We start from the raw sequence: 25,202 nt of genomic DNA, 5'->3' as shown, positions 1-25,202 counted from the left end.
GAGCGGGTACTCTCCGATAACGGTTCCGCCTACAAATCCCACCTCTGGCGCGACACCTGCACCGAGCTCGGCATCAAGGCGAAGAAGACCCGGCCCTACCGGCCGCAGACAAACGGGAAGATCGAACGCTTCCACCGCACCCTCGCCGACGGTTGGGCATTCAGCAAGCACTACACAACCGAGTCAGCCCGCCGAAACGCACTCCCGGCCTGGCTCCACGAATACAATCACCACAGACCCCACACCGCCATCGGAGGCCACCCACCCATCAGCCGGTTAACCAACCTTGCTGGGCAGTACATCTAGAGTGAGGCCATGAACTCCTCGACGATCGAACGAAGCCGCCGTCGCGTTGCTCCCCTGACGGCCTTGCTTCTGGTGCTCACCCTGCTCACCGGCTGCTCTGCAGCTCTGTCGGGCGGCGCATCTTCCGACGGAGGAGGCGTCCAGGAACCACAGGTCGAAGGATCGGAGGACCTTGGTGGCGATGAGGCCGATCGTCAGGTCGTGAGCACGGCGTCCATCTCCCTGGCAGCATCCGATCCCATCGCGGTCGCTGACGACGCCGTCGGCGTCGCGCTGGAGGCCGGCGGCCACGTGGACAGTCGTACCGATTCTCCCGCAGAGGAGCCCAGCGATGGCTCGGCCCAGCTCGTCCTCCGGGTGCCGTCGGGCTCTCTCGATGCGACGCTCATCGAGTTGAAGGCGCTGGGCGAGCTTCTCCGTTCCTCGCTGAATGAGACGGATGTCACGACTCAGTCCGCCGATCTCGACGCCAGGATCACGGCGCTCGAGACGAGTGTCAGTCGCTTGCTCACCATGATGTCCCAGGCGACGACGACTGCCGACCTCATCGACCTCGAGGCGGCCCTGTCGGAGCGCCAGAGTGAACTCGACGGACTGACCGCTCAGCGCGACTCCCTCAGGGACAGCGTGGACCTCGCGACCGTCGAGATGTATATCACCACACCGGGAGAGGTGGCGGGGGCCGCTCCGGGAGATTTCTGGGGCGGTGTCGTTGTCGGCTTCACCTCACTCATCTCCTTCGTCGGCGGGCTCCTCGTCGTGCTCGGTATCGCTCTTCCGTGGCTCGTCCCGCTCGCCCTCCTCGCGGCCCTCGTCGTCTGGCTCGTGCGCCGCAGGCGTCCCGCTGGCAGCGCCCGCCCACCGGGCTCTCCCGGTTACCCGGACCAGCCGCTTCCCCCGCGCCCGCCACTGCCGACCGAAGTCGCGTCCACGCCAATGGCCTCCCCTGCCCCTCCCGCGGGCTCAGCGGCCCAGAGTGCGGAAGCGGCCACTCGCAAGCCCGTCTGACGGCGTGTGCCCGCGACATACGATGGGCGAATGACGTTACTGATCGACAGCCCTCTCGACGCTGAGCGCCGGGTGGCGCTCGTCCGGATGAAGCGGACGGCGACGGGTCTGCTCGGAGTCATGGCCGTCATCTTCTGCATCTCATTCGCACTGCAGGACGATATCCACTGGCTGGCATGGGTGCGCGCCGCGAGCGAAGGGGGGATGGTCGGTGCGATCGCCGACTGGTTCGCGGTGACTGCACTGTTCCGGCATCCGCTTGGTCTGAAGATCCCGCACACGGCGATCATTCCTCGGCGAAAGAACGAGATCGGCGCCAGTCTCGGCGAATTCGTCGAGTCGAATTTTCTCTCCACCACTGTCGTTCGGGAAAAGCTCGAATCGGTCGCGATCGGCCGCACGGTGGGAGCGTGGCTTGCGCGCCCCGAGAACGCAACTCGGCTCTCCGACGACGCGGCAGCTGCAGCACGCAGCACGCTCGAACTCCTCGACGACAACGACGTGCAGGACGTGGTCGAGCAGCTCGCCCGAACCCACATCATCGATCCCAGCTGGAGCGAGCACCTCGGTGCCTGGGGTGAGCGACTGGTGGCAGACGGCGGACACCAGAACGCCGTCAATCTGTTGCTCGACGGACTCGAGGAGTGGCTCACCACCAATCCCGCCGCGTTCTCGCGCCTGGTTTCCGCGCGCCTCCCCGGCTGGTTGCCGTCGTTCGTGGATCGTCTCGTCGACGAACGGATCTACCGCGAAGCCGTCGAGTTCGTGCACCGAATGCGCACGGACGACCAGCACACTGCCCGTGTCGCCCTCGATCGTTATCTCGCTGAACTCACGCACAAGCTGCAGGACGACCCGGAGACGATTGCCGCGTTCGAGCGGGTCAAGAGCGAGATGTTCGACAGCCCCCGCGTACGTGATCTTGCCAGCCGGGCATGGAACACGACCAGGGAGGCCCTGATCGCCTCGCTCGAGGATCCCGAGAGCGGCCTTCGACGCCAGCTCACCGCCACGCTGATGGACATCGGCGAGCGCCTCGGCCGCGACGACCGGCTCACCGACAAGGTCGACGACTGGGTGACGGATGCGGCGGTGGCGCTCGTCGACAAGCACCGTCACGAGATCGCCGGGGTCATCACCGAGACCATCGAGCGGTGGGACCCGAAGGAGACGAGCGACAAGATCGAGTTGCAGGTGGGCAAGGATCTTCAGTTCATCCGCATCAACGGCACCGTCGTCGGCGCTCTCGCCGGTCTTGTGATCTTCACCGTCGCAACCACGGTGTTCGGCGGCTGAACGAACATCGGTCACCGAACGGTCATCTTCTCGACGCCGGTCGTCCGCCGAGACGAGAGCCGGCGCCGTGAAGCTGACTGTATGAGAATCGCACTGGTTGCCGAGTCTTTCCTGCCGCACATGAACGGCGTCACCCACTCCCTCCTCCGAATCCTCGAGCACCTCGCCGATCGGTGCGACGACGTCCTCGTCATCGCACCGAGGGCCTCAGCCACTCCGTCAGAACTGCACGGATATCCGGTGGCCTCGCTGCCGGCCTTTGCTCTTCCCTCATACCCGAACGTGCGACTCGCGACGGGCAGCGCGGCGCGGCTGACCCGGCTGCTTGCCGGCTTTCGCCCCGACATCGTGCATCTCGCCTCACCGTTCGTCCTTGGCTGGCGAGCGCTGCGGGCGTCTGAGCGCCTCGCGCTGCCCACCGTGGCCGTGTACCAGACCGACGTTCCCGCCTATGCGGCACGCTACAGATACCCGTTGGCGGAACCACTTCTCTGGGATCACGTCCGGCGGATCCACCAGCGCGCAACTCTCACTCTTGCGCCCTCCCAGCATTCGCTCGCCCAGCTCGAGAGCCACGACATCGACAGGATCCGCCTGTGGGTTCGCGGCGTCGACTCGGAGCGCTTCTCCCCCGACAATCGCGACGACGCCTGGCGGCAGCGGGTCGCACCGGCGGGAGAACGGGTTCTCGGCTACGTCGGCCGCCTTGCCGCTGAGAAGCAGGTGGAAGATCTGGTGGCGCTTTCGGACATCCCGAACATGCGCCTCGTCATCGTCGGGGATGGTCCGGAGCGGGAGCGACTGAAACGCCTGCTCCCTCACGCGCTGTTTCTCGGTTTCCTCTCCGGAGCCGAACTCGCGACGGCTGTCGCAAGTTTCGACGTCTTCGTGCACCCCGGGGAGTCTGAGACCTTCTGCCAGACGATTCAGGAGGCGATGGCGAGTGGGGTACCCGTCGTTGCGACCGGTAGAGGCGGGCCGTTGGACCTCGTCGACTCCAGCAGGACAGGCTGGCTGTATCGCCCCGGTGACCTGGCCGGGCTTCGCGGTCGCGTCGCAGACCTCACCGGTGATGAGACGAAGCGCAAGGCATTTGCGTCGGCAGCGAGGGCGAGCGTTGCACCCAGAACGTGGACCAGCGTCTGTGGTGCGCTCATCGGCCACTATTCCGAGGCGGTCGAGCTGAACCTCACGCAGCCGGGCCGGGGCTGGCCGACCGGCGCCCGACCGGCCAGGAGAAGACCGCAGTTCACCGGCAGTCGTTGAGTCCCTCGAGCCGCGGTGCCATCATGGGCAGATGGCTGAGCAGAAGACCGTGCAGACGGCATCCGACCCCGACGAGTTCCTCGCTTCGATCGAGAATGAGAAGCGGCGAACGGATGCTGTGCTGTTGCGCGCGATCATGGCGGAGGTCACCGGCGAGGACGCAGCGATGTGGGGACCGAGCATGGTCGGCTTCGGGTCCTTCCACTACAGGTACGCGAGCGGGCACGAGGGCGACACGATGAAGGTCGGTTTTGCTCCGCGCAAGACCGCCATGACCCTCTACGGGCTCCAGGGCCATCCCTCCAGTGACGAGCTGCTCACCCGGCTCGGCCCTCACACCCTGGGCAAGGGGTGCGTCTATATCAAGAAGCTGGGGAGCGTCGACGAAAACGTACTCCGCGAACTGATCGCCCACGCGTACGCGAACGCCGAGGGCTCACTCGACAAGGCGCCATGACATCGGACGGCGACGAATTGTCCGGCGACCCGGTGTGCTGGCTCACCCTCGTCTGTGAGACGTGCGGCGCGCTGTGCGAGGGCGAAGCGGATTCGTGCTGGCGTTGCGGTACGCCACGATCCCCGACGACCTGAGGGTGTCAGACCACGCGGTTTCCCTGCGCGTCGATGAACTCGAGGTCCGGCATCCGCCTCGCGATGATCTGCAGCGCCGCGTATCCGTCTGGTGTCGTCTGCGGCCAGCTCCACCGACGCACCTGGGGAGCGGTGGGCACGACGGCCTCGAACAGATCGACTTCCACGCCCTTCCTCAGGTGTTTCTGCGGAACGACGATGCTGACAACGCGCCCCTGCTCGTGCAGGGTGACAAACTGCATGCGCGACCCGGTCTGGTCGTCTCGAACGATGAACTCGCGCGTTTCCGGGTCGTCCGGTGGGATCTCGGTCGTGTCGAAGCGCGCGGATCCTTCCGCCGAGAAGGCTCCCTTGAGTCGTCGTCCGAAGAGCGCGATCACGACAACGAGCATCGCGATGAGTGCGATGCCCCAGATCCAACTGCCGCCTTCGAACATAAGTCTCCTTCTGCTGAACTCCTCCCAGACTAACGAGTGGGACGCTGGACGGATGTCAGTGGGCTGGCCCAGACTCAAAGCGTGCCAGAACTGCCAGAGGTCCATGCGCTCGTCGTCGATCTGCGTTCACTCCTGACCGGGCGCACCGTCGACAGGTTCGACCTGATCTCGTTTGCCGCACTCAAGACATTCGACCCGCCCGTGTCCGCCCTGAGCGGCGGTGTGGTCGCGTCCGTCGGCAGACACGGCAAGTTCCTCGACCTTGAGATCGGTGAGCTGCACGTGATCATCCACCTCGCGCGAGCGGGCTGGCTGCGCTGGCGCTCCGATCCGCCCGCTGCGCCCGGTAAGCCAGGCAGAACGGCGCTGGCGGCCCGCCTGGTGCTCGACGATGGCTCCGGCTTCGACATCACGGAGGCAGGCACGAAGAAGAGCCTCGCGGTCTCCGTGGTGCGCGATCCGCTCGACGTACCGGGGATTGCGAGGCTTGGCCCTGACCCCCTCTCCCCCGGTTTCACCTTCGAGGCCTTCGCCGGCATTCTGGCGGGGGCGGGGCGCTCGCAGATCAAGGGTGTGCTCCGTAACCAATCACTGATCGCGGGGATCGGCAACGCCTATTCCGATGAGATCCTCCACACGGCCCGGATGTCACCCTTCAAACCGGCGGCGATGACCACCGACGAGGCAGAGCGGCTGTTTCACGCGATGCGTGCCACCCTCCTCGACGCGATCGACCGCGCTGACGGCCTCGCGGCATCTGAACTGAAGAAGGAGAAGAAGATCGCGATGCAGGTTCACGGTCGCACCGGCGAACCGTGCCCGGTTTGCGGCGACATGGTACGGCAGGTCATCTACAGCGACTCGACGTTCCAGTATTGCCCGACGTGCCAGACCGGAGGCAAGCCCCTCGCCGACCGGGTGCTGTCGCGGCTGCTGAAGTAACCCACCGCGGAACAGATATTCAGGGTGGACCTAAGGAGATTCGAACTCCTGACCTCCTCGATGCGAACGAGGCGCGCTACCAACTGCGCCATAGGCCCTGATGTCGTCAAGATTATCACGCGATCGGCCGCGCGGAATTCACTAACTTGCGACGCGGCGGCGCTGGAGGATCGCGGAAATGTCCGTCGGTGCGACCTCGGACTCATCGACGATTCCCATGCCAGCGAACCTGCTCGGCGACCCGGTCGTTGCGGCCGGTTGCTCGACCGGCTTCGCGGCGATCGTCGGAACGACAGGAGCGCTTTCGGCCGCACGCGCAGCCATGACCTGGGCGATCGCGGCGCGCCGGAGAGCGTCGTGGGCGTCGGCCTGGGCGATTGTCTCCGCGGCGATCGAGCCCTGGGACAGGTGAAGCGGTTTGGGGAGCGGTGTCGGCGTCCAGGTGGCAGCGGCTGGAGCGCTCGTCTCCATCTCGACCGGTTCGAACACGGCGCTCTTCTGCACGGCGGGAAGCTGCACGGTGATTCCCGTGCTGCGCGCGCCCACTTTCGCCATCCGGATGATCAGGCCAAGCGCGACGGCAGCGGTCGTGCCGCCTGCGCTCAGGAGCAGAACGGAACCGCCTGTGGCGAGAGTCCAGCCGCCAGCGCCGGCCGCTGCGAGTGCAACGACAAGGACGCCGGTGGTCGCCAGCCGTGCCCGGCGACGGGCACGTGCGATCCGGACCCGGGGTTCGGCCCGGAGCGTTGCGATCGCGGCAGCGGCGCTCGCCCGTGCGACCTCCGCTGACGCAGTCGCCTCGAGGCGGGCTCGCTCTTTGACTTCCGCCTCGAGTCGCTTGAGAATCTTCTGCTGTTCGGCGACATCGCGTGCTGTCGCTTCGACCCGGATCTCCTGGGGTGCCTCAGCTGTCTGAGCGAGAATCCGAAGAGTCTGCTGCAATCGGATCGCGTTGCGTTCCGTCGCCACGTATTCGCTCCGCCGCATCCAGGTCGGCAGCAGGTAGACGATCCAGAGCACCGCGGCAACAGCAAAAACTATCCCGCCACTCAGAAGCCCGCCACCAGTCATGGCTCTAAACTACGAGCGTGCCGGCACTTCGGCTCTCATTGCGAGGGGTGTGTCACCCGAAAGTTGAGGTTGAAGGTTCAGAAAAGAGGCGGTCGAGGAACCAGGGGAGATTGCGCGGCGACCCGGTCGACCGCAGGAACCTCGGCGGCATCCGAGGGAACGTTCCCGCTTTTCCAGCGATTGAGTACTCCCTCCGGCACTTCCTCCCGCACCAGGGCGAAGCAGAAATGGTCACGCCAGTCGCCGTTGATGTGGATGTACCGTCGGCGGAAACCCTCGTACCGGAATCCGAGCTTTTCCACAACCCGCAGGCTGGGCCGGTTCTCGGGACGGATGCAGATCTCCATCCGGTGCAGCCCCAGCTCTGTGAAGCAGTAGTCGGTGGCGAGGGCGACGGAGGTCGGCGTCACCGAACGGCCGGCGAAGCGCTCCGACACCCAGTAACCGAGTGTCGCGGACGAGAGCGAGCCGTAGGTGATGCCCGAAACATTGAGCTGCCCGGCCAGTTCTCCGTCGTACTCCATGACGAGTGGAAGCCCTCCCCCGGAGCGGGCGTTTTGAAGCAGCGAACGGATGCTCGAGCGCATGTCGAAGGATCGCGGCGCGTACGGGCTGGTCGCCTCCCATGGCCGGAGCCATGACCGGTTGCTGAGGAGCTCGTGCTCCAGCGCCTTCGCATCGCGGATGCGGACAGGGCGGACGGTGATTGGGCCGTCGATCAGCACGGGAACGGGTTGAGCCACCGCGGTTCTCCTTCGGGCAGCGAGCTAGTCGAGGTTCGCGGCGAAGTCCCTGAGCCACGGCTTGAGCTCGACTCCGAGGTCTTCACGGTCGGATGCGAGCTGAACGATGGCCTTGATGTAGTCCAGGCGATCGCCCGTGTCGTAGCGACGTCCGCGGAAGATCACTCCGTACACTCCCCCGGCGATCGACTCGTCTGCGGCGAGCTCCTGCAGCGCATCGGTGAGCTGGATCTCACCGCCTTTTCCTGGTGCCGTGCGGTCGAGGATGTCGAAGACCTCGGGGGTCAGCACGTACCGGCCGATGATGGCGAGGTTGGACGGAGCATCCTCCGGAGAGGGCTTCTCGACCAGACCGGTCACCCGGACGACGTCAGGGTTGTCGGTCGCTTCGACGGCGGCGCACCCGTACATCGAGATCGTCGATGCCGGAACCTCCATCAGGGCGACGATCGTGGCCTGGCGGCTCTCCTGCTCGGCGATCATCGTCGTGAGCAACGGGTCGCGAGCGTCGATGAGGTCATCGCCGAGGAGAACAGCAAACGGTTCGTTCCCGATGTGGCGGCGTGCCCGCGAGACGGCGTGGCCGAGGCCACGAGGGTCTCCCTGCCGGAGGAAGTGGATGTCGGCCAGCTCGCTGGATTCGACGACCCGGTCGAGGCGCTTCGTGTCACCCTTTGCTTCGAGGGCGAGTTCGAGTTCGACGACGCTGTCGAAGTGGTTGGCGAGCGCGTTCTTGTTGCGACCGATGATCATCAGCACGTCGTTGAGGCCTGCGCTGACCGCTTCCTCGACCACGTACTGGATCGCTGGCTTGTCGACGACGGGAAGCATCTCCTTCGGCATCGCTTTGGTGGCCGGGAGGAATCGCGTTCCGAGGCCTGCGGCGGGGATGACAACTTTGCGAACTGATGACGACATGGCTCAATCGTAGTGGGCACCGATTTTCGCCGGGACAGGCTTGCAGCGAACGGATGCCGTCTGGTTCGCATCCTCTCGATAGAATGGACCTATGCCCACGCCTGCGGATCATGAAAAGCGCGCGATGCGTGCCGAACTCCGCGAACGGCGACAGCATCTCACCGCGAACGAGCGGGAGCACGCCACCATCGGATTGACGAACAATCTCGTCGCTCTCGTCACCGGGCTCGACGCCCGCAGCGTGTCCTGCTATCTCTCGGCGCCCAACGAACCTGACACCCGCCCCTTCCTCAACTGGGCGCTGGCGAACGATATCCGGGTCCTTTTCCCGATCACCCGGGAAGACGGACTACTGGACTGGACCGTCGGAAGCCCGGACGGCGACGTTGAACGGCAGGGCATGTTCGGCATGCCGGAACCCGTCGGCGACGCCCTCGGCCCCATCGCGATCAACGATGTCGACCTGATCCTGGTTCCCGCCGCTGCGATCAGCCCGGACGGGACGCGCCTCGGCTGGGGTCGGGGGTACTACGACAAGACTCTCGGTTCGATGGAGAAGTGCCCGCCGGTCTACGCGGTTGTCTACGACCACGAGGTTCTCGACTCCATTCCGCGTGAGATTCACGACCAGCCGGTCAACGGCGTCGTCACGCCGTCGCGCGTCTTCGACTTCTAGCACTCCCGACCCGGCACACTGCCGCAACCAGCCAGGAAACCACCATGCCTACGTACTCGTACAAATGCACCGTCTGCGATGTCGCCTTTGACATCCAGCAGTCGTTCACCGACTCCTCACTCACCGAATGTCCCACGTGCTCGGGAAAACTGCGCAAGCTCTTCAGCGCCGTCGGTGTGACGTTCAACGGCTCAGGCTTCTATCGCAATGATTCGCGGAAAACCGAGAAGTCGTCCGCTGGAAAGGCCGAAAAGACGGTATCGTCGCCGTCAACCGCCGGGAGTTCCGGCGGATCCTCGACAGGGACTTCAACCGCTACACCTTCATAAAGATCGGCAGGACACCACCATGCTCAAAGGGTTCAAGGACTTCATCGTTCGAGGCAACGTCATCGACCTCGCCGTCGCCTTCGTCGTCGGTGTGGCGTTCACCGCCGTTGTCACGTCCATCGTCGAAAACATCTTCAACCCGCTGATCGCGGCGGCGTTCGACGCAGACAGCCTCGACAACTCCCTCGTCCTCACTCTCGGCGACGCCCAGTTGAAGTTCGGTGCCGTCATCGGCGCGGTTATCACGTTCCTCATCGTCGCCGCCGTCGTCTACTTCATCTTCGTGCTCCCCATCAACAAGATGAAGGAGCACGCCGAGTCCCGCCGCAAGGCCGGAGTCGTCGAAGAGGATGCTCCCGCCACCGAGATCGACGTGCTCACCGAGATCCGCGACCTCCTCGCAAAGAACAACATGCGTCCGTAACACCGCACAGGCATACCGCGGGCGGCTTCGGTTGCCCGCGGTTTGTTCGTTAACGGGTCTGTTCGTTGACGCCGGGTCAGCCCCAGTGCGGCGGGACGTCCTGCTTCAACTGATCGTCGTTGCTGTCCGACGATCGTGTGCTCCACGATGTGTCGGTGTCTTCGGCCGCCCGGACGGCATCCTCCACCGATTGAGGGGTCGGGTCAGTACCGGGCGCTCCCGGCCGAACAACGCGCCTCGACCCGCGCAGGCGTGTCACCGGCATGCCGGTCGCCTGAGAGACAGCGGGAACGTCAGACATGGTCCCAGTTTAAGCGCTGCAAACGGTCTACGCGTCTTCGTCGGATGCGGCATCCTTCTGTGGCGAAGGCGCGCCGAGCATCGAGACGATCTTCGCTGCGACCCCGTCCGGGTCGCTGAACAGGTCGAAGCTGTGCACGCGGAGGTAGTGCCAGCCAAGCCGACGCAGGACGTCAGGGCGCAGTCTCAGCGACTCGCGCAGCGAATCCGAACCCACCTCGGGGTCGGATTCCACCGCGATCGCCTTGCCGTCGTACGACGCGACGAGCGCGAGTTTGCCGCGGTACCCGACCTCGACCGACAGGCCGCTGCGATACAACCGCTCTGCAAGGTCGAGCAACATCGGCTCAGCGCCATCCGTGGCCGGTGGCGTCGGCTCATGCTGTACCGGCTGCCGCAGGATCTCGGTGAGCGCGGCGATCCCGTGCTGCGAGCGACCGACGTCGATGTCCTCGGGGCGGATACACGACACGATGACCATGGACCTGCGCGCGCGGGTCATCCCGACAGCGAGGAGACGGTCACCGCCCGGCTCGCCGAGGGAGCCGAAGTTCGACAGGACCCGTCCGTGCGGGGTGACGCCGTAGCCCAGAGAGAAGATGACCCGGTCACGGCTCTCGGCGACCGATTGCTCGAGGGTGAGCACGGTGAAGGGCTCGGCTCGCTCCTTGAGGATGAAGTCGGACAGGTCGGATCGCGTCGCGAACGCGGAGATGACCGACTGGTGCACGCGCGTGGCGTGCCGTTCACTCGCGGTAATCACCATGAGCGATTCACGCGGCCGGTTGATGGCGTGCTCGAGAACGAGGTTTACGACGCGAGCGACCTCGGCGTCGACGCTCTCCACTCCCCCGGTCTCCGGGTCGGGCATCCCGTGCCCATTGGGGACGTAGTCGAGGGTGAGGCTGCCGTGCCCGAGGAACGATCCCGCCCACGGAAGCGACTCGATTTCGCCGCCATAGAACCGGTGGTTCACCAGTTCGGCGAGGTCTTCGCCGCCGGCGCGGTAGCTGCGGGTGAGCGTGAGCGTCGGAAGGAGATTCGAGAGGTGAGCGAGCGCGGAATCGGCGTGGCGGGCGTCGACGTCGTCGACGGCATCCGGTTCCGGCGCGTTTCCGATCGCGATCTCGAACGGGGTCGGGCTCTGGGTGACGGGGTCGCCAACCGCGACGATCTGGCGGGCTCGGCGGATTGCCGTGGCGTTCTCGGCGAGGGTCGTCGCGCCAGCGTCGACGAGGAAGACGGCATCGAAGCGCACTCCCTCGGGAAGAACGGGAACCTCATACGGTGACGCGAGCCAGACCGGCGAGAGCACCCGCGACAGGTGCGGCGCCGTCGCCTCGAGCTTCGCCGGAGTGGTGCCATCTCCGCGGAGCAGTTTCTTGAGCGCTGTCGCCTCATCGGGGAAGTCGACGAGGCCGATCTTCCAGGTGTCGGAGAGCATCGCGCCGAGAAGAGCGCCGGATGCTGACGCGTGCGCTTCGTCGACCAGCCGGAAGTCTGCCTCCAGACGGTCGATGACGCTCGTGTTGGCTCCGAGCAGTGCGCGGTCGGTCGCGAGCATGTGCTCGAGCACCGACTGCCACCACGCGAGTTCGAGCTCAGCGGCGACCTGCTCCTCGGGGACGTGCCGCACCGACAGGTCGGTGATCAGCGGGGCCAGGCCCTTCTCACGCAGCTCAGCGATGAGCGTGGTGCGTTCCTGGAGGTTCTCCATCACCTGGGAGTCAGCGGCAAGCCCGGAGAGCAGGCGGACCAGTTCCTTCACAGGCAGGGAGATCAGCGCGGCTGACTTATCGCGGCCGAGGGGAACATCGAGCTTGCCGAGGTCTTCGACGACACGCTGGTAGGCGACCTGGACGTCGGCGATGCCAAGAGGCACCTCCGGGGTCACCCCGGCGGCGACGTAGCGCTGCCAGAGCGTCCGCTGCTGCTGGATGCGACGGAGAGCGGCGTTCATGTCCGCGACGTGGACGCCGGGTCGTACGTATTCGCGGGCGAGTTTCTTCAGCCGGCGACGGTTGGCTCCCGACATGGCGGGGGCGTCCCGCCGGTTGCTCGTCGCGGCGATGAGCTCACCGAGTGAGCGGTCGAAGACGCTCGGCTGGAACTTATCGAGGGTCTCGCGGACGTCGAGAAGCAGCCGGAGGTAGACGCCGAGTTCTTCGACCGACTCGAACGCCCGCATGCGGGTCTGCCCGATGAGTTCGTAGCCACGCTCGAGCAGCCTGGGCAGTTCGGTGCGGTGGAGCTTCTTGGCCAGGTCGTGCGTTGCCTTCGCCTGTTTGGTGCTGGCGAAGTGCGCTCCGTACCAGGGCGAGTCATCCGGTCCGTACTGGAATTCGCCGAGGGCTGCCGCCGTCGCAAGTTGGCGGGCGACGATCTGGCGATTGCCAGCGAGTTTCTCCAGGCTGCCGAGATCGAGCCGGGCGGACGTGGTCGGAGGAACCTGAAGGTTGCCGATCCGAGTGAGCGCTTCGAGCGCATCGATGACGCTGACGCCGAGACCGCTGTCGACGCGGCGGAGCGACCCACGGTAGTCGAGAAGGACCTTGCGCAGGCGAACGAGGGCGTCATCGACCTCGGCCACCTTGGGGGCGACGGCTTTCTCGTTGCGGGAGATCGCCTGGATCAGGTCACGCCGGATGGTCGCCGGGCTCACGGTGAAACCGGGGAGCCCGACCTTGCTGAAGCGGTGACGGATGCCGTCGAGGCTGGAGCGCCGAGCGCTGACGACGAGGACTCGTTTGTGCTGCGAGACGAGGGCACCGATGGCGTTGACGACGGTCTGCGTGCCGCCCGTCCCGGGGAGGGTGGTGACGACGATGGAATGGCCGGCCGAGATCTGCGCGATCACGTTCTCCTGCTCGGTGTCCGCGTCGAGAAGAAGGGTGTCGGTTGTCGGGGGGCGCTCGTCCTGGCCGATGGCATCCACCGGGCTGAACATTCCCTCGACCAGTCGCCGGGCCCCGGGATTTCCGGCGAGCGCGTCGAGGACGGGGTGCTCGAGGTCGCTGGCGTCGCGAACGAGGGCATTGCCGACATCCGCGAAGGACGACACGACGAGCCGTGGCTGAACGCTGAACCATTCAAGATGCTGGGTAAGGCCGCGAAGGCGATCGATGACCGGCTGGGGCTTGAACACGCCGTTCGTGACGGCAAGTGCCTCGAAGGCATCGGCGTCGAGCGTGATTTTGAACTGCTCGTGGAGGGCACGGGCCAGTTCGGGGTTCAAAAATGGAGCGCCCTTGAGCTTGAGCTCGAAGTCACGGCCGTAGCGGCGGATCGCGACGGGGCGGAGAAGTACGGGGGCGGAAAAGTCCTCGCCGTTGTTTCGCCACTGGGCAAGACCGATGGCGAGGTGCACCGACTCGATGCCGCGAACAGTGCGAAGCTCGACGCCCTTGACGGTGATCTGGTCTGCGGCCGCCTTGGCGCTTCGCAGGGCGAGTTCGTCGCGGATCAGGTTCGACAGCAACGTCGAGTGTCCGGTGATGAATTGAGGCAGCCCACCGGGGTGGGTCGAACTCAGCTCGATGCGGGTGCGGGGCTCGTCGACGAAATGGAGCAGGGGCGAACGTCCACCCACCGCTCGGAGCTGGCTGCGCCAGCGCTGCCGTTCGGTTTCTGCCACGTTGCCCACCGCAAAGTTCGGATCGCCGGCGCTCAGGTCAGTCGGGCTGGTGACCGAGAGCGCAAGCGAAGTATTGGCGTCGATATCAAAATCGCGCTCATCTGGTTTCTTGTCTAGCCGCCACACAACCCACACACTAAGCGCTGGACGGGGCAAACGCCGGTAGCACCACCGGGTTTTCGACGAGTTGCCGTGTTTGGGCGCCTCGGCTCGCCTCGAGTCGCCTGAAAAAAGTTCTTGCGCTTCGAACCCGCACTCCAGTACTGTCGTGCCTGCGCCAAAATGACGAAAGGAGTCAGCGTGATGTTCATCGCCAATGCAATCGCATTCCACACCGCCGGCTTCGTCGGCGTCTTCACCGCCTGATCGGCCAGTAGGAAACCCCACCGGCCCAGACGGTGGTGACGCTTCCGAAGCTCGACCAGAAGGACCAGCAGGCACGTTCCGTGCTTCGTCCCCAGGTCACCTCACCCCGTATTGACGCGTTCATGCGTCATTTCCCGGCCGCATCTCTCGCGGCCACAGCTCTCTTCGGCGAGTCCGAACGCGTGTTTCGCACGCCCGGATCCGCCCTCATCAAGGAATCCACCATGAAAACGCAACTGGCGACCACACCGCGTCGCTCTGACCACCCACCCCAACCCACTCCTGTCCTCGAGCAGCGCCCCGTGCGCCGTGTCGGTCTCGTGGACAGGGCCGCCCTCCACCTCGGCGTCGCTCTCGTCACCTGGGGACGCCGACCGATCAGGCCGAGCCGCCGACGCCGAGCGCCCTCGGACCGCGAGCGTCACGAGGCGGAGGTGCAGCGAGAACACCTCCGCAGTCAGCATGAATTGTGGGGTGCCGGCCTCACCCGCCTCCGATGACGGGCTGCAACAAGAAAAGCGGGGTCGTTCCCGGGTTTCCCCCGGGAACGACCCCGTTCTCGTCGTGACGTGCCCCTGGAGGGATTCGAACCCCCAACCAACTCCTTAGGACGGAGGTGCTCTTCCGTTGAGCTACAGAGGCTGACTCTCTGAGTTTAGCGGAGCCGGACCGACGCAACGCACTGCGCGGCACCCGACCGGCTCCCGTTCATCCCTAGGCGGCAACCGCGGGGGTGAGGTATTGGTCCCATGATTCCGTCGCGCGTTCCGCACCGCGCACCGCCCAGGTCGGGCCATACGGCATCCGCGGCTTCGTCCGCAGTGACCAGCCCATCTCAGCCGGCGTCCTGTCACTTTTCGCGTTGTTGCAGCGGAGGCAGCAAGCGACGAGGTTTTCCCAGGTGTCTGCTCCCCCACGCGAGCGCGGGAGAATGTGGTCGATCGTCGACGCGGAGGTACCGCAATAGCCGCACCTGTTGGCATCCCGGCGGAGCACTCCACGCCTGGTCACCGGCACCCGTCGCGAGTTCGGGATCTTCACGTACCGGGTCAGGACGATGACGGATGGCCGGTCATGCGCACCATCGGTCGCCCACACCGGGTGGCCGGTGTCGATCTCGACGATGGATGCCTTCTGATTCATGACGAGCACGAGCGCCCGTCGGAATGAAACGATGGCAAGGGGTTCGTACCCGGCGTTCAACACCAGTGTGCGCATGTCGGTTCCTCTCAAATCGCCGTGACGGCTTCACGGTCATTCGTGTTCTCCGACCTGGGGAGAAGAGAGGATCCGGGCAAACAAAAAGGCGCCGTCTTTACAGACAGCGCCTATTCACAACCGATATGAGGCAGTGACATGTGTGGCCGGCAGGCCCGTGGCCGAGACAACCGCAAGCATCCGTGGTGTGGATACCGGGTATTCGATCCATGAGCTTCCCGCACTTTCCAAAGGTCAGGGCTTTAATGTAACCCACAATCGGCGCACCTTCTCCCGAAGGCACGCCGATTCTCAGCCGGTGCGGTCGCTGTTCATCGAGTGGACAGCAATCCGTCGATCAGATTCCGATCCGGACGATCCACCAGTTGTCTGCATAGATCGGGCCGATGCGCAGCGGTGTTCCTGGCCGCGATGCGTGAAGGATCATGTTGTTGCCAGCGTAGAAGCCGATGTGTCCTGCGCTCACAACGAGGTCGCCGGGGACGGCGTCAGCCACCGAGATGCGGGTTCCCATGTTGCCCTGAGCTGTAGACGAGTGCGGCATATTGATACCGAACTGCGCATAGACGTACTTGACGAAACCGGAGCAGTCGAAACCGGCCGGGGTTGCGCCGCCGTAAACATACGGAACGCCCTGGTACTGCAGCGCGACGGCGAACACCTGGTCGAGGCTGAAGCTGGGGTACGACGGGTTCGCGAGGTGGTCTTCGGCGGAAGGTCCGGCGAAGGTCTTCTGGGTGCTGACGAAGGTGGCGCGACGGGCCTCGGCCTCTGCCGCCGCCCGCGCGGTGGCGAGCTCAGCCTCCGTCGTTGCGGAGTAACCGTCGCGGGCGACGGCATTGGCGGTGACGCCCGCGTCGACAGAAAGCGACTGGGCACCGGATTCCTTGAGCGACTGCAGTGTCGAGCTGCCTGCCGCGTTCTCCTCGATCGGCGAGAAGGCGTATGCCGGGAGGGCGACGGTAGCGAAGAGCCCGGGAACGACGAGAGCCATGATGGCGGTGGAACGCCAGGTCTTCCAGGTGCTGGATTTTGCTGCGGCGCTCGGTCGTGCACTGGAGGCTGCTGCTGCGCCGGCGACGGCGCGGCGCGAGTAGGCGACATCCTGGTTCGAGCCGGTATCGGAGCCCATGGGCTGCAACGAGTCCCCGACAGAGTCAGGATGAGAACGTGTGGCCACGGTGGGAACGTCCGGCGCCTCGCACAGCGGTAGGGCAGAGCTGTCTCGTTCGCAGTGAATATCGGGTTTCACAGCACAGGGGAACGAGCGAATGAGGCGCCCTGTGCCGGGTCCTGCGGTCGGTTTCCGACCTTCGGACATCCCCGAGGTTACGGGACCGTTACCAATTTGTCACCTTCATCCACAGGTTTTTAACAAATTCATAACGGTCGATGACCGGCGGATGCTCCGGGGTCGCGTTCGCGCGAGCGCCGAAGAGAGCCCGAATTCGCGGGGCTACGCGTCCTGAACGAAGATGTGTCCCGCGACCTCGTTGGGCAATTCGAGTCCGTCTCCGCAGCCTTCAACCCGAACCAGAACGTAAGACCCTACGGCAGAGAAGATACCGACGTTTCCCGGCATGACGCCAGCCTGCTTGAGCTGCAGGAGAAGTTCCGGATCGACCTGCGCGGGCTCGCCGAGGCGCCGGATGGTCGCCGTGACCGGGGTGGTGTTGCTGCGGACCAGTTCGACGATGCTTGTCACACCATGGGAGAAGGTGGCCGCGGGCGTATCGCCCAGTTCATCGAGCCCGGAAATCGGGTTGCCGTATGGGGACTCGGTGGGGTGGTCGAGCATCGCGAGGAGCTTGCGCTCCACCTGCTCGCTCATGACATGCTCCCAGCGACAGGCTTCCTCGTGCACGAACTCCCATTCGAGCCCGATGACGTCACTGAGCAGCCGTTCCGCGAGCCGGTGCTTGCGCATGACGTGCACGGCTTTGCGGCGACCGGTGATCGTGAGCTCGAGATGACGATCGCCGGACACGACGACAAGCCCGTCACGTTCCATCCGACCGACCGTCTGAGACACCGTTGGACCCGAGTGGCCGAGCCGTTCAGAGATCCGCGCGCGCAGGGGCACGATGTTCTCTTCCTCCAGCTCGAGGATGGTACGAAGGTACATCTCGGTGGTGTCAATCAGGTCAGTCATTGACGTCTCCCAGGGTTGAGCGCAGTTCCGACCAGCCTAGCGGTCCGGCGCGACGGCACGGTGCCGCACCTGCCTGGCACGGTGCGCAGAGCAGGACACTGCATGCGCAGGCTTCTAGAATCAGAGAATGCCTGAGATTTCTCTTCCCCAAGAACTCCTGCCCGCCGATGGCCGCTTCGGATGCGGACCCTCCAAAGTGCGCGCAGAGCAGGTGGATGCCGTCACGCGCGCCGGCGCCGCCCTCCTCGGCACGTCGCACCGCCAGGCCCCCGTCAAGAATCTGGTCGGCAGCGTCCGCACCGGCCTCGACGCGCTCTTCTCCCTCCCCGACGGGTACGAAGTCGTCCTCGGCAACGGTGGGTCGACCGCGTTCTGGGACGCCGCCGCTTTCGGGCTGATCGAGAAGCGCAGCGAGAACCTGACGTTCGGAGAGTTCGGCCAGAAGTTCGCCAAAGCGGCGGCAGCACCGTGGCTCGACGCACCCCTCGTACGTGACGCCCCCGGTGGGTCCCGAAGCGAGGTGGAGATCGTCGCAGGCATCGACGTTTACGCCTGGCCGCACAACGAAACGTCCACTGGGGTCATGGCCCCCGTGCGCCGGGTCGCCGGCGACGAGGGCGCACTGACCGTGATCGATGCGACGAGTGCCGCAGGCGGCGTGTCGATCGACGCATCCGAAACGGATGTCTACTACTTCGCGCCGCAGAAGAACTTCGCGTCGGACGGCGGTCTGTGGTTCGCGCTGTTCTCTCCCGCCGCGATCGAGCGCGTGGAGCGGGTCGCGGCATCCGGTCGCTACATTCCCGAGTTCCTGAGCCTGAAGAACGCGGTGGACAATTCCCGGCTCAACCAGACACTCAACACTCCCGCGGTGGCGACGCTCGTGATGCTCGACAACCAGATCGAGTGGATGAACGCCAACGGCGGCCTCGACTGGGCCTCAGCACGCACCAGTGAGTCGTCGTCACACCTCTACGACTGGGCAGAGAAGACGTCGTACACGACGCCGTTCGTCACGAACCCCGAGCACCGATCTCAGGTCGTCGTCACCATCGATTTCGATGATGCCATCGATGCCTCCGCTATCGCGAAGGTCCTCCGCGCCAACGGCATCGTCGACACCGAGCCGTACCGCAAGCTCGGACGGAACCAGTTGCGCGTTGCGACGTTCACGGCGATCGAGCCTGACGACGTGCGACAGCTGACGCGGTGCATCGAGTTCGTCGTCGACGCCCTCTAGGACAGAACACGAAAAGAGGCCCCCTCCGAGGAGGGGGCCTTTTTCACGCTCTCACGTGGATCGAGTCTCAGTAGCTGCGCTCCGGACCGTCTTCGTCGTCGTTTGACTCGTCGTCATCATCGTCCGACTCGTCGTCATCGTCGTCCGACTCGTCGTCATCGTCATCTGACTCGTCATCATCTGACTCGTCGTCGTCCGAATCGTCGTCATCAGCGTCTGATTCGTCGGCCTCATCGACGTCCACGCCGTCGACGTCGCCGGCGTGGAGGATGCTGAATTCTTCCTCGTCGTCCTCGTCCTCGTCGTCGCCGAGAAGAGCGGCTGCCTCGGCGAGGGCACGTGCTTCGTTCTCCTGGCCGGCCTGGTAGTCGGCAAGACGCTCGGACCACGGCACCCACTCGGGTGCGAGAAGCGCGTTGTCGCCCGGCATCATCTCTGTTTCGAGCACGGTCACCGGGCCGTCATCGGTCCTGGCCAGCGTGACCGTCCAGTGCCAGCCCGGGTAACCCCGAAGCTTGCTGTCGAAGAAGAGCGAAAGAACATGGTCGTCCTCGGCCACGTGACCGACAGGTTCACCGATCGTCTCGGCCGGAGTGACCTCGAGCAGTGCCGCTCGCGCAATGTCGACGGAGGCGAGCAGAACCTCGTCTGTCACCGGCTCCGGGCGCGCAGCGGGCTCCCCCGCAGGTGCCGGTTCCGCCTCGCTCGTTTCACCGTCCGCACTCTCGCCCTCGGTTGCTGCGACGTCCTGCGCAGGAGCGGATGAGTCCGATCCATTTGGCTCAGGTGCCGTCTCGGTCTTTGCGTCTTCGGCAGCATCCGTCTGGGTCGCAGCGGTTTCGATCACACCGGCGTCTGGGGCACGTTCGGTTGCCGGCGCCGAAGCGTCGCCAACCACTGCCTCGGCCGTCGGTTCGATGGTGGAGTTCTCGGCGTTCGTCATCGGAGTGCTCCTCTGGAAAAGACGGCGGGCCCAGCCTGGCGCGGCGATCACGCGTCCAGTTCGTCGGCCACGCGTCGCAGCAACAGTGCAACCTTGCGGCTGTGGGCATTATCGGGGTAGCGACCCCTGCGGAGATCTCCACCAAGGCCATCGAGCAGCTTGACGAGGTCCTCGACGATGATGGCCATGTCATCAGCAGGCTTGCGCTTCATCTTGACGAGGCTCGGCGGGGCATCGAGCACCCGCACCGACAGTGCCTGCACACCACGCTTACCGTCGGCGATGCCGAACTCAAGCCGGGTACCAGCCTTGACCGAGGTCACTCCTGCGGGCAAAGCCGAGGCGTGCAGAAAGACTTCCTGGCCATCGTCGCTCGAGATAAAGCCGAAGCCCTTCTCGTCGTCGTAGAACTTAACCTTGCCGGTGGGCATGGACGAACCTCGCTGTGAACTGGACACGCCGCCGGTGAGGCGGACATGCGGTGCTGTCGTTGCGGCAAAGACCGCCAACGAACGGGAGGGTACCCGCGCTTCCAGCTTAGAGCGTCGTCGACAAGCCCGGCACCCTTCGTCCGTTCGGTCCGCGAGCACTGTGGCGATACCCTGAGACTGTGACCGATCCCTCAACACACAACGCCAGCCGCTTCGAGCGGATCCTCGCGTTCATGCTGCTCGCCCTGGTCCTGCTCTCCGTCGGCACGTTCGTCGCGATCATGGTCGGCACGGGGCAGGGTATGGGATCCGAGGACTTCGCGACCGGCATCTGGCCCGTCGTCGTGATGGTGCCGTACATCGGCCTTCCGCTGGCGATCGTCCTCCTCATCACCCTGATGATCTCCAGTGCCGTCCGTCGCGCCCGCGAGTCCGGCCGAGAGCAGCCGGGGCGCTGACCGAAAGCTCCCATGACCGATATCCTCACCCTCGCAGGAAATCTCCGGGCGCTCTCCGACACCGCGCTTGAGGAGCTCCTGACGGAGCGCGGAATCACGCCCGCAGCGAGGGCGCAGGATTTTTTCGACCTTGCAGAGCTGCTTCTCGATCCGGCGAACATCCGGGGCGCGCTCCAGCGCCTGGACCGGAACATCCTCGGGGTCATCGCTGCGGCGACGCCCGAGCCCTTGTCGCCCGCGGGGATCGCCGAGCGCCTGGCTGCCTTGGGATCGACGAACGTCGACGTGACCGACGTCGCCAGTCGCGCATCCTCCGCTGCCGACAGGGCGCTTCTCACCCGTGTGGATGACGGATTCAGCTCCATCGACGCGGTTCAGTCCGTCCTGACCACGTGGCCCACGTCAGGTGCCCCGATCGCGGTGCACCTGGCATCCGACCCCGCCCCCTCCCTGCCTCCTGTGCCGTCCGAGGCGTCCGCAGCCCTCACCGACCTCAGCGCGGCGGAACAGGCGTTCGCAACAACATCGGCGAGCGCCGAGTTGCTCAGCGAGCTTCTCGCCAGCCCCGCGCGCGAACTCGGCAAGGGTGGACCGGCGCTGCCGGAACGCAAACGGCTCTCGTTGGCGATGCACGTCGCCGGCTCGAAAATCGACGCATACCTTGACCTCGCCGTCCGCGCCGGACTCGTTCACCACGAGCCCGGACTCTGGCTCACGTCCCCGGCGGGCGAGGCCTGGCTGGTTATGACCGCCGGCGAACGCTGGCGTGTGCTCGCAGCCGCCTGGCTCGACGCGCTTCCGCGGCAGGTGCGCGCTGTCCTCGTCGCCCGCACCCGCTGCACGTGGGGCAACGCTCTCCACGACTTCGCCCGGTGGCTGTACCCCGCGGGCGGTGAGTGGATCTCGAACCAGGTCACCCGTGTGACCGACCAGGCGGCCATGCTCGGAATCACGAGCGGGCCCTCCCCCGACACGCAGGTACCCAGTACAGCCGGGCGCATCCTCCTCGAGACGGATGCCGCGGCAGCCGCGACGTCGATGTCTTCCCATTTCCCCACTCACGTCCGGCAGGTCTACCTCCAGCATGACCTCACGATCATTGCGCCCGGCCCGCTCGAACCCGAACTCGACCTCCGCCTGCGGGGCTTCGCTGACCTCGAGGGCCGAGCGCAGGCGTTCAGCTACCGGCTGTCGGCCGAGAGCGTGAACCGTGCCCTCTCCGCCGGAGAGACGGCACCGGGGATGCTGGGATTTCTCGCCGGTATCTCGCTCACCGGTATCCCACAGCCGGTCGACTACCTCATCGCGCACGCGGCCTCGAGGTTCGGCGCCATCCGTGTCGGAGCGATGCCCGAATCAGAGCGTGATGCCTATCCCAACGCGAGAAGTTACATCCGCTCCGACGATGACGCCCTGCTTGGGTTGCTGCAGGTCGACCAGGCTCTCAGCTCCGTCGCGTTGCGCCCGGACGGACACAAGCGCCTGCTCAGCCGGTTCGAGTTCGAGGTCGTCTTCTGGGCGATCAGCGATGCTCGCTACCCCGTCGCTGCGGAAACCGCCGATGGGACACCCATCAGCCTGCGTCGGCGGCGCGTATCCCCACCGGTCGAACCCGCGCCCCTCCCTGATCACGGAACGCTGATCAGCAGACTCCGCGAGGTCGAGTCAGAGGTGTCAGGCAGCACCGACCTCGCCTGGATCGCCCGCCAGCTCGATGCCGCCATCCGCGCCAAACAGACGGTCACCGTGACCGTCGACGTGCCTCGGTCCGGTCCGATGGACTTCGTGCTCGAGCCCACCGGCGTCGCCGGGGGCAGGCTCCGCGGGCGGGACAAGAAGGCGGACATCGAGCGCACATTGCCTCTGTCCAGCATCCTCGCCCTGAAATAGGCACCGGCATCCGAGCAGGGCTCAAGCGCTGCGATCCTCGACGAATGTGCTCGGCTCAGGCCGGGGTGCGCAGGTAGCGCAGTAGCAGCGTTCCGTCCGAGCTGAGAACCGACGCGAGCGACATTCTCCGCTGGATGCCGTCGGTATCGCCCGCGACGATTCTCCCGGCGCCGGGTCCCTCAGCGAACGGACTGATCGTCAGGCAGATCTCGTCGACCGCGTCGAGTGCCAGGGCGTCGGCGAACAGACGCGGGCCGCCCTCCGAATGGATTTGCGTCAGGCCGCGTTCCGCCAGGACCGATTTCGTCCTGCTGATGTCAACGGTGGTATCGCCGGCAACGACCACATCGGCGACCTCCCCGAGCGCTGACCGCCTGTCACTTGGGGCACTCGCGACCGTCACGACAACCGGCCGCACCGGGGCATCCGTGAAGATGCGGTGCGCGGGATCGAGGTCAAGACTCGCCGAGACGATGCAGAACACGGGTTGTGCGGAAAGCCCGTGTGCCAGCCGCCAGTCGACGCCGGGAGCGTCGAGGCGCATGGGCCCGTAGCCCTCCGCCCGGACGGTGCCCGCCCCGACGAGAACGACATCCGAGAGCCGCCGCAGGATGTCGAACACCCGGCGGTCGGCAGGAGTTCCGAGGCCAGCGGTGAGGCCGTCGTGGGTTCCTGCCCCGTCGATGCTCGACACGAAGTTCACTCGGAACCAGGCGGACGCGCGATCGTCGACGGCATAGACGGCCGTGATGTCGTCGTCGGTGAGGCTGCCCCCGGGCGCGAGGGAGAACACAGCGGGCTCAGTCATTGCTCTCCCCCATGTTGTGACGCAGGTACGCGGGCTGCCGGAACCCGAGGATGGCCTCGGTCATCCTCGCCGCGTCGACGGCAGGGGCCACGTTATGCATCCGGAGGATCCTTGCTCCGTTGAGGATGGAGACCACAGCAGCGGCCAGTGACCCGTAGACGCGCTCCGCCCGATCGCGATCGAGGGTCTCGCCGATGAAGTCCTTGTTCGACACCGCGGCGAGTGCCGGGAATCCCAGCGAGGCGATCTCGCCGAAGCGTCTGGTCAGCGCAAGCGAATGCATCGTGTTCTTGTTCAGGTCGTGGCCGGGGTCCACGATGATCCGCTCGGCCGGAATACCGGCGTCGAGCGCCGCACCAGCGCGCGCGGAGAGGAACGCCCGGACCTCGGCGACGACATCGGCATACTGCGGGCGGGCGAACGGCGACCGGGGCTCGGCGAGGCTGTGCGTGATCACGACACTCGCGCTGCTGTCCGCGACAGCAGCGATCATCGCCGGGTTCCGCAGCCCCGTGGTGTCATTGATGACGTCCGCCCCCGCTGCGATTCCCGCGCGGGCTACCTCGGGCTGGAACGTGTCGATGGAAAGAACGACGTCAGATTCGGCGCGAACCGCCTCCACCACCGGAACAACCCGCTCGATCTCCCGAGCCACGGCAAGTTCGGGGCCCGGTGCGAACGGTGCGCCACCGATGTCGACGATGTCTGCCCCGTCCGCGACGGCCCGCAGGGCTGCGGCCACGGCCTCATCGAGTCCGAAGGTGCTTCCCCGGTCGTAGAACGAGTCCGGTGTCCGGTTCACGACGGCCATCACCGCGACCTGCCGCGAAAAGTCGAAGTTCCGCGATCCCAGGGTGCGAACCGGCAGGGAAGGAACGAGCATCCGATCGTCGAACGCGTCCAGGGGAGCTGTCATCCTCCCATCGTGCCGTACGCGACGCGATCCTGATCTCCTGTCGCCGCGGCTCACGGCATCCTTCCCGGTTCAGCCGTATCAATGACACACCGAAGGCGTTCAGGAAGATCGCAGCCAACTCGCAGAGACTGGGCACATGACTGGACCACGAATTCTCATCGTCGATGACGAACCGAACATCCGCGACCTGCTCACCACCAGCCTCCGCTTCGCCGGCTTCGCCGTGCGAGCCGTCGGAAACGGCGCCCAGGCCATCTCTGCCGTGCTCGAGGAAGAGCCCGACCTCATCATCCTCGACGTCATGCTGCCCGACATGAACGGGTTCGGCGTGACGAAGCGCCTCCGCTCGGCCGGCTACACGGCTCCGATCCTGTTCCTCACCGCGAAGGACGACACCGAGGACAAGATCATGGGCCTCACCGTCGGCGGTGACGACTACGTCACCAAGCCGTTCAGCCTCGACGAAATCGTGGCTCGCATCAAGGCAATCCTCAGACGCACCATGCATGCTGATGAGGATGCCGTCATCCGCGCAGGCGAACTCACCATGGATCAGGACACCCATGAGGTTCTCGTCGGCGAGACGCCCATCGAGTTGAGCCCGACCGAGTTCAAGCTTCTGCGGTACCTCATGCTCAACCCGAACCGGGTGTTGAGCAAGGCGCAAATCCTCGACCACGTCTGGGAGTACGACTTCAATGGGGATGCCGGCATCGTCGAAAGCTACATCTCCTACTTGCGACGCAAGCTGGACCAGTTCTCGACTGAACCGCTCATCCAGACCAAGCGCGGATTCGGCTACATGCTGAAGACAGCGAAGGCGTAAACCGAATACGGGT

Annotated in this window: 27 protein-coding genes and 2 tRNA genes; 14 read left to right on the top strand and 15 right to left on the bottom strand. The window is 65.4% G+C overall.

Translation table 11 applies throughout. From position 1 onward, the window contains the following. From D9V29_RS06915 to D9V29_RS06895, 5 genes are all read left to right on the top strand, one after another. Nucleotides 1-306: integrase core domain-containing protein (locus D9V29_RS06915; RefSeq protein ID WP_147436232.1), on the top strand; the 306-nt coding region annotated here is incomplete at its 5' end. A 9-nt stretch (nucleotides 307-315) separates the two neighbouring features. Next, on the top strand, nucleotides 316-1,314 hold the full coding sequence (locus D9V29_RS06910) for a DUF4349 domain-containing protein (protein ID WP_121672590.1): 999 nt from the start codon (nucleotides 316-318) through the stop codon (nucleotides 1,312-1,314). 30 nt (nucleotides 1,315-1,344) lie between these two features. Beyond that, nucleotides 1,345-2,610 carry a DUF445 domain-containing protein gene (locus tag D9V29_RS06905; protein WP_121672589.1) on the top strand — a complete coding sequence of 422 codons (1,266 nt, stop codon included), beginning with the start codon at nucleotides 1,345-1,347 and terminating at the stop codon, nucleotides 2,608-2,610. Between the two features lie 81 nt (nucleotides 2,611-2,691). Further along, a complete protein-coding gene (locus tag D9V29_RS06900; RefSeq protein ID WP_121672588.1) occupies nucleotides 2,692-3,876 on the top strand; it encodes a glycosyltransferase family 4 protein in 1,185 nt (394 codons plus the stop codon). Between the two features lie 31 nt (nucleotides 3,877-3,907). Beyond that, nucleotides 3,908-4,333, top strand: coding sequence for a DUF1801 domain-containing protein (locus tag D9V29_RS06895; protein WP_121672587.1), 426 nt, complete (start codon nucleotides 3,908-3,910; stop codon nucleotides 4,331-4,333). Between the two features lie 139 nt (nucleotides 4,334-4,472). Here D9V29_RS06895 and D9V29_RS06890 read toward each other — a convergent pair whose 3' ends face one another. Beyond that, nucleotides 4,473-4,904 carry a hypothetical protein gene (locus tag D9V29_RS06890; protein WP_121672586.1) on the bottom strand — a complete coding sequence of 144 codons (432 nt, stop codon included), beginning with the start codon at nucleotides 4,902-4,904 and terminating at the stop codon, nucleotides 4,473-4,475. Nucleotides 4,905-4,985: 81 nt separating this feature from the next. On the opposite strand from D9V29_RS06890, the gene D9V29_RS06885 reads away from it, so the two are divergent. After that, nucleotides 4,986-5,846, top strand: a complete 861-nt coding sequence (locus D9V29_RS06885) for an Fpg/Nei family DNA glycosylase (RefSeq protein ID WP_121672585.1) — start codon at nucleotides 4,986-4,988, stop codon at nucleotides 5,844-5,846. 25 nt (nucleotides 5,847-5,871) lie between these two features. Here D9V29_RS06885 and D9V29_RS06880 read toward each other — a convergent pair. From D9V29_RS06880 to galU, 4 genes are all read right to left on the bottom strand, one after another. Next, nucleotides 5,872-5,944, bottom strand: a tRNA-Ala gene (locus D9V29_RS06880). Nucleotides 5,945-5,987: 43 nt separating this feature from the next. Continuing rightward, entirely contained in the window at nucleotides 5,988-6,917 is a 930-nt protein-coding gene (locus D9V29_RS06875; protein WP_147436231.1) for a hypothetical protein, read from the bottom strand. Between the two features lie 77 nt (nucleotides 6,918-6,994). Continuing rightward, complete coding sequence (locus D9V29_RS06870) at nucleotides 6,995-7,660, bottom strand: GNAT family N-acetyltransferase (protein ID WP_183084939.1); 666 nt, start codon at nucleotides 7,658-7,660, stop codon at nucleotides 6,995-6,997. Nucleotides 7,661-7,684: 24 nt separating this feature from the next. Then, a complete protein-coding gene (galU, locus tag D9V29_RS06865) occupies nucleotides 7,685-8,578 on the bottom strand; it encodes a UTP--glucose-1-phosphate uridylyltransferase GalU (protein WP_121672583.1) in 894 nt (297 codons plus the stop codon). A gap of 91 nt (nucleotides 8,579-8,669) precedes the next feature. Between galU and D9V29_RS06860 the strand changes: the two genes are divergently transcribed. Genes D9V29_RS06860 through mscL form a run of 3 tightly spaced genes read left to right on the top strand, consistent with a single transcriptional unit; the run spans nucleotide 8,670 to nucleotide 10,007 of the window. Further along, a complete protein-coding gene (locus D9V29_RS06860) occupies nucleotides 8,670-9,254 on the top strand; it encodes a 5-formyltetrahydrofolate cyclo-ligase (protein WP_121672582.1) in 585 nt (194 codons plus the stop codon). 44 nt (nucleotides 9,255-9,298) lie between these two features. Next, nucleotides 9,299-9,583 carry an FmdB family zinc ribbon protein gene (locus D9V29_RS06855; protein ID WP_121672581.1) on the top strand — a complete coding sequence of 95 codons (285 nt, stop codon included), beginning with the start codon at nucleotides 9,299-9,301 and terminating at the stop codon, nucleotides 9,581-9,583. 19 nt (nucleotides 9,584-9,602) lie between these two features. Beyond that, on the top strand, nucleotides 9,603-10,007 hold the full coding sequence (gene mscL / locus D9V29_RS06850; protein WP_121672580.1) for a large conductance mechanosensitive channel protein MscL: 405 nt from the start codon (nucleotides 9,603-9,605) through the stop codon (nucleotides 10,005-10,007). Between the two features lie 76 nt (nucleotides 10,008-10,083). Here mscL and D9V29_RS14760 read toward each other — a convergent pair whose 3' ends face one another. Both D9V29_RS14760 and D9V29_RS06845 read right to left on the bottom strand, forming a co-directional pair. Next, a complete protein-coding gene (locus D9V29_RS14760) occupies nucleotides 10,084-10,308 on the bottom strand; it encodes a hypothetical protein (protein WP_147436230.1) in 225 nt (74 codons plus the stop codon). Nucleotides 10,309-10,335: 27 nt separating this feature from the next. Next, nucleotides 10,336-14,067 carry an AAA family ATPase gene (locus D9V29_RS06845; RefSeq protein ID WP_373294859.1) on the bottom strand — a complete coding sequence of 1,244 codons (3,732 nt, stop codon included), beginning with the start codon at nucleotides 14,065-14,067 and terminating at the stop codon, nucleotides 10,336-10,338. 464 nt (nucleotides 14,068-14,531) lie between these two features. Between D9V29_RS06845 and D9V29_RS14895 the strand changes: the two genes are divergently transcribed. Continuing rightward, entirely contained in the window at nucleotides 14,532-14,807 is a 276-nt protein-coding gene (locus tag D9V29_RS14895; protein ID WP_183084938.1) for a hypothetical protein, read from the top strand. Between the two features lie 70 nt (nucleotides 14,808-14,877). Here D9V29_RS14895 and D9V29_RS06835 read toward each other — a convergent pair. The 4 genes from D9V29_RS06835 to D9V29_RS06820 all read right to left on the bottom strand — a co-directional run bounded on the left by D9V29_RS06835 (nucleotide 14,878) and on the right by D9V29_RS06820 (nucleotide 17,677). Then, a tRNA-Arg gene (locus tag D9V29_RS06835) sits at nucleotides 14,878-14,949 on the bottom strand. 72 nt (nucleotides 14,950-15,021) lie between these two features. Next, nucleotides 15,022-15,525 (bottom strand): HNH endonuclease, encoded by a 504-nt coding sequence (locus D9V29_RS06830; RefSeq protein WP_121672578.1) that lies wholly within the window; start codon nucleotides 15,523-15,525, stop codon nucleotides 15,022-15,024. 337 nt (nucleotides 15,526-15,862) lie between these two features. Further along, nucleotides 15,863-16,705 (bottom strand): C40 family peptidase, encoded by an 843-nt coding sequence (locus D9V29_RS06825; RefSeq protein ID WP_183084937.1) that lies wholly within the window; start codon nucleotides 16,703-16,705, stop codon nucleotides 15,863-15,865. A gap of 276 nt (nucleotides 16,706-16,981) precedes the next feature. Then, a complete protein-coding gene (locus D9V29_RS06820) occupies nucleotides 16,982-17,677 on the bottom strand; it encodes an iron-dependent transcriptional repressor DtxR (RefSeq protein ID WP_121672576.1) in 696 nt (231 codons plus the stop codon). A 127-nt stretch (nucleotides 17,678-17,804) separates the two neighbouring features. Between D9V29_RS06820 and serC the strand changes: the two genes are divergently transcribed. After that, nucleotides 17,805-18,917, top strand: coding sequence for a phosphoserine transaminase (serC, locus tag D9V29_RS06815; protein ID WP_121672575.1), 1,113 nt, complete (start codon nucleotides 17,805-17,807; stop codon nucleotides 18,915-18,917). A gap of 67 nt (nucleotides 18,918-18,984) precedes the next feature. Here the strand turns inward: serC and D9V29_RS06810 are convergent, their stop codons facing one another. Beyond that, nucleotides 18,985-19,860, bottom strand: coding sequence for a DUF3027 domain-containing protein (locus D9V29_RS06810; RefSeq protein ID WP_121672574.1), 876 nt, complete (start codon nucleotides 19,858-19,860; stop codon nucleotides 18,985-18,987). 47 nt (nucleotides 19,861-19,907) lie between these two features. Then, nucleotides 19,908-20,291 (bottom strand): cold-shock protein, encoded by a 384-nt coding sequence (locus D9V29_RS06805; RefSeq protein ID WP_121672606.1) that lies wholly within the window; start codon nucleotides 20,289-20,291, stop codon nucleotides 19,908-19,910. Between the two features lie 179 nt (nucleotides 20,292-20,470). Between D9V29_RS06805 and D9V29_RS06800 the strand changes: the two genes are divergently transcribed. After that, nucleotides 20,471-20,749 carry a multidrug ABC transporter ATPase gene (locus tag D9V29_RS06800; protein ID WP_121672573.1) on the top strand — a complete coding sequence of 93 codons (279 nt, stop codon included), beginning with the start codon at nucleotides 20,471-20,473 and terminating at the stop codon, nucleotides 20,747-20,749. 12 nt (nucleotides 20,750-20,761) lie between these two features. After that, nucleotides 20,762-22,639, top strand: a complete 1,878-nt coding sequence (locus tag D9V29_RS06795) for a helicase-associated domain-containing protein (protein WP_121672572.1) — start codon at nucleotides 20,762-20,764, stop codon at nucleotides 22,637-22,639. 55 nt (nucleotides 22,640-22,694) lie between these two features. On the opposite strand, the gene D9V29_RS06790 is transcribed toward D9V29_RS06795, so the two are convergent. Both D9V29_RS06790 and folP read right to left on the bottom strand, forming a co-directional pair. Further along, nucleotides 22,695-23,447, bottom strand: a complete 753-nt coding sequence (locus D9V29_RS06790; RefSeq protein ID WP_121672571.1) for a pyrimidine reductase family protein — start codon at nucleotides 23,445-23,447, stop codon at nucleotides 22,695-22,697. Continuing rightward, complete coding sequence (folP, locus tag D9V29_RS06785; RefSeq protein WP_229790588.1) at nucleotides 23,440-24,363, bottom strand: dihydropteroate synthase; 924 nt, start codon at nucleotides 24,361-24,363, stop codon at nucleotides 23,440-23,442. Before folP ends, D9V29_RS06790 begins: the two co-directional genes overlap by 8 nt. Before the next feature lie 136 nt (nucleotides 24,364-24,499). Between folP and D9V29_RS06780 the strand changes: the two genes are divergently transcribed. Then, complete coding sequence (locus tag D9V29_RS06780; protein WP_108391630.1) at nucleotides 24,500-25,189, top strand: response regulator transcription factor; 690 nt, start codon at nucleotides 24,500-24,502, stop codon at nucleotides 25,187-25,189. Nucleotides 25,190-25,202: the final 13 nt, after the last annotated feature.

The sequence above is a fragment of the Mycetocola manganoxydans genome (assembly GCF_003667545.1).
GTDB lineage: Bacteria > Actinomycetota > Actinomycetes > Actinomycetales > Microbacteriaceae > Mycetocola_A > Mycetocola_A manganoxydans.
This window is presented reverse-complemented; position numbering and strand designations above follow the sequence as displayed.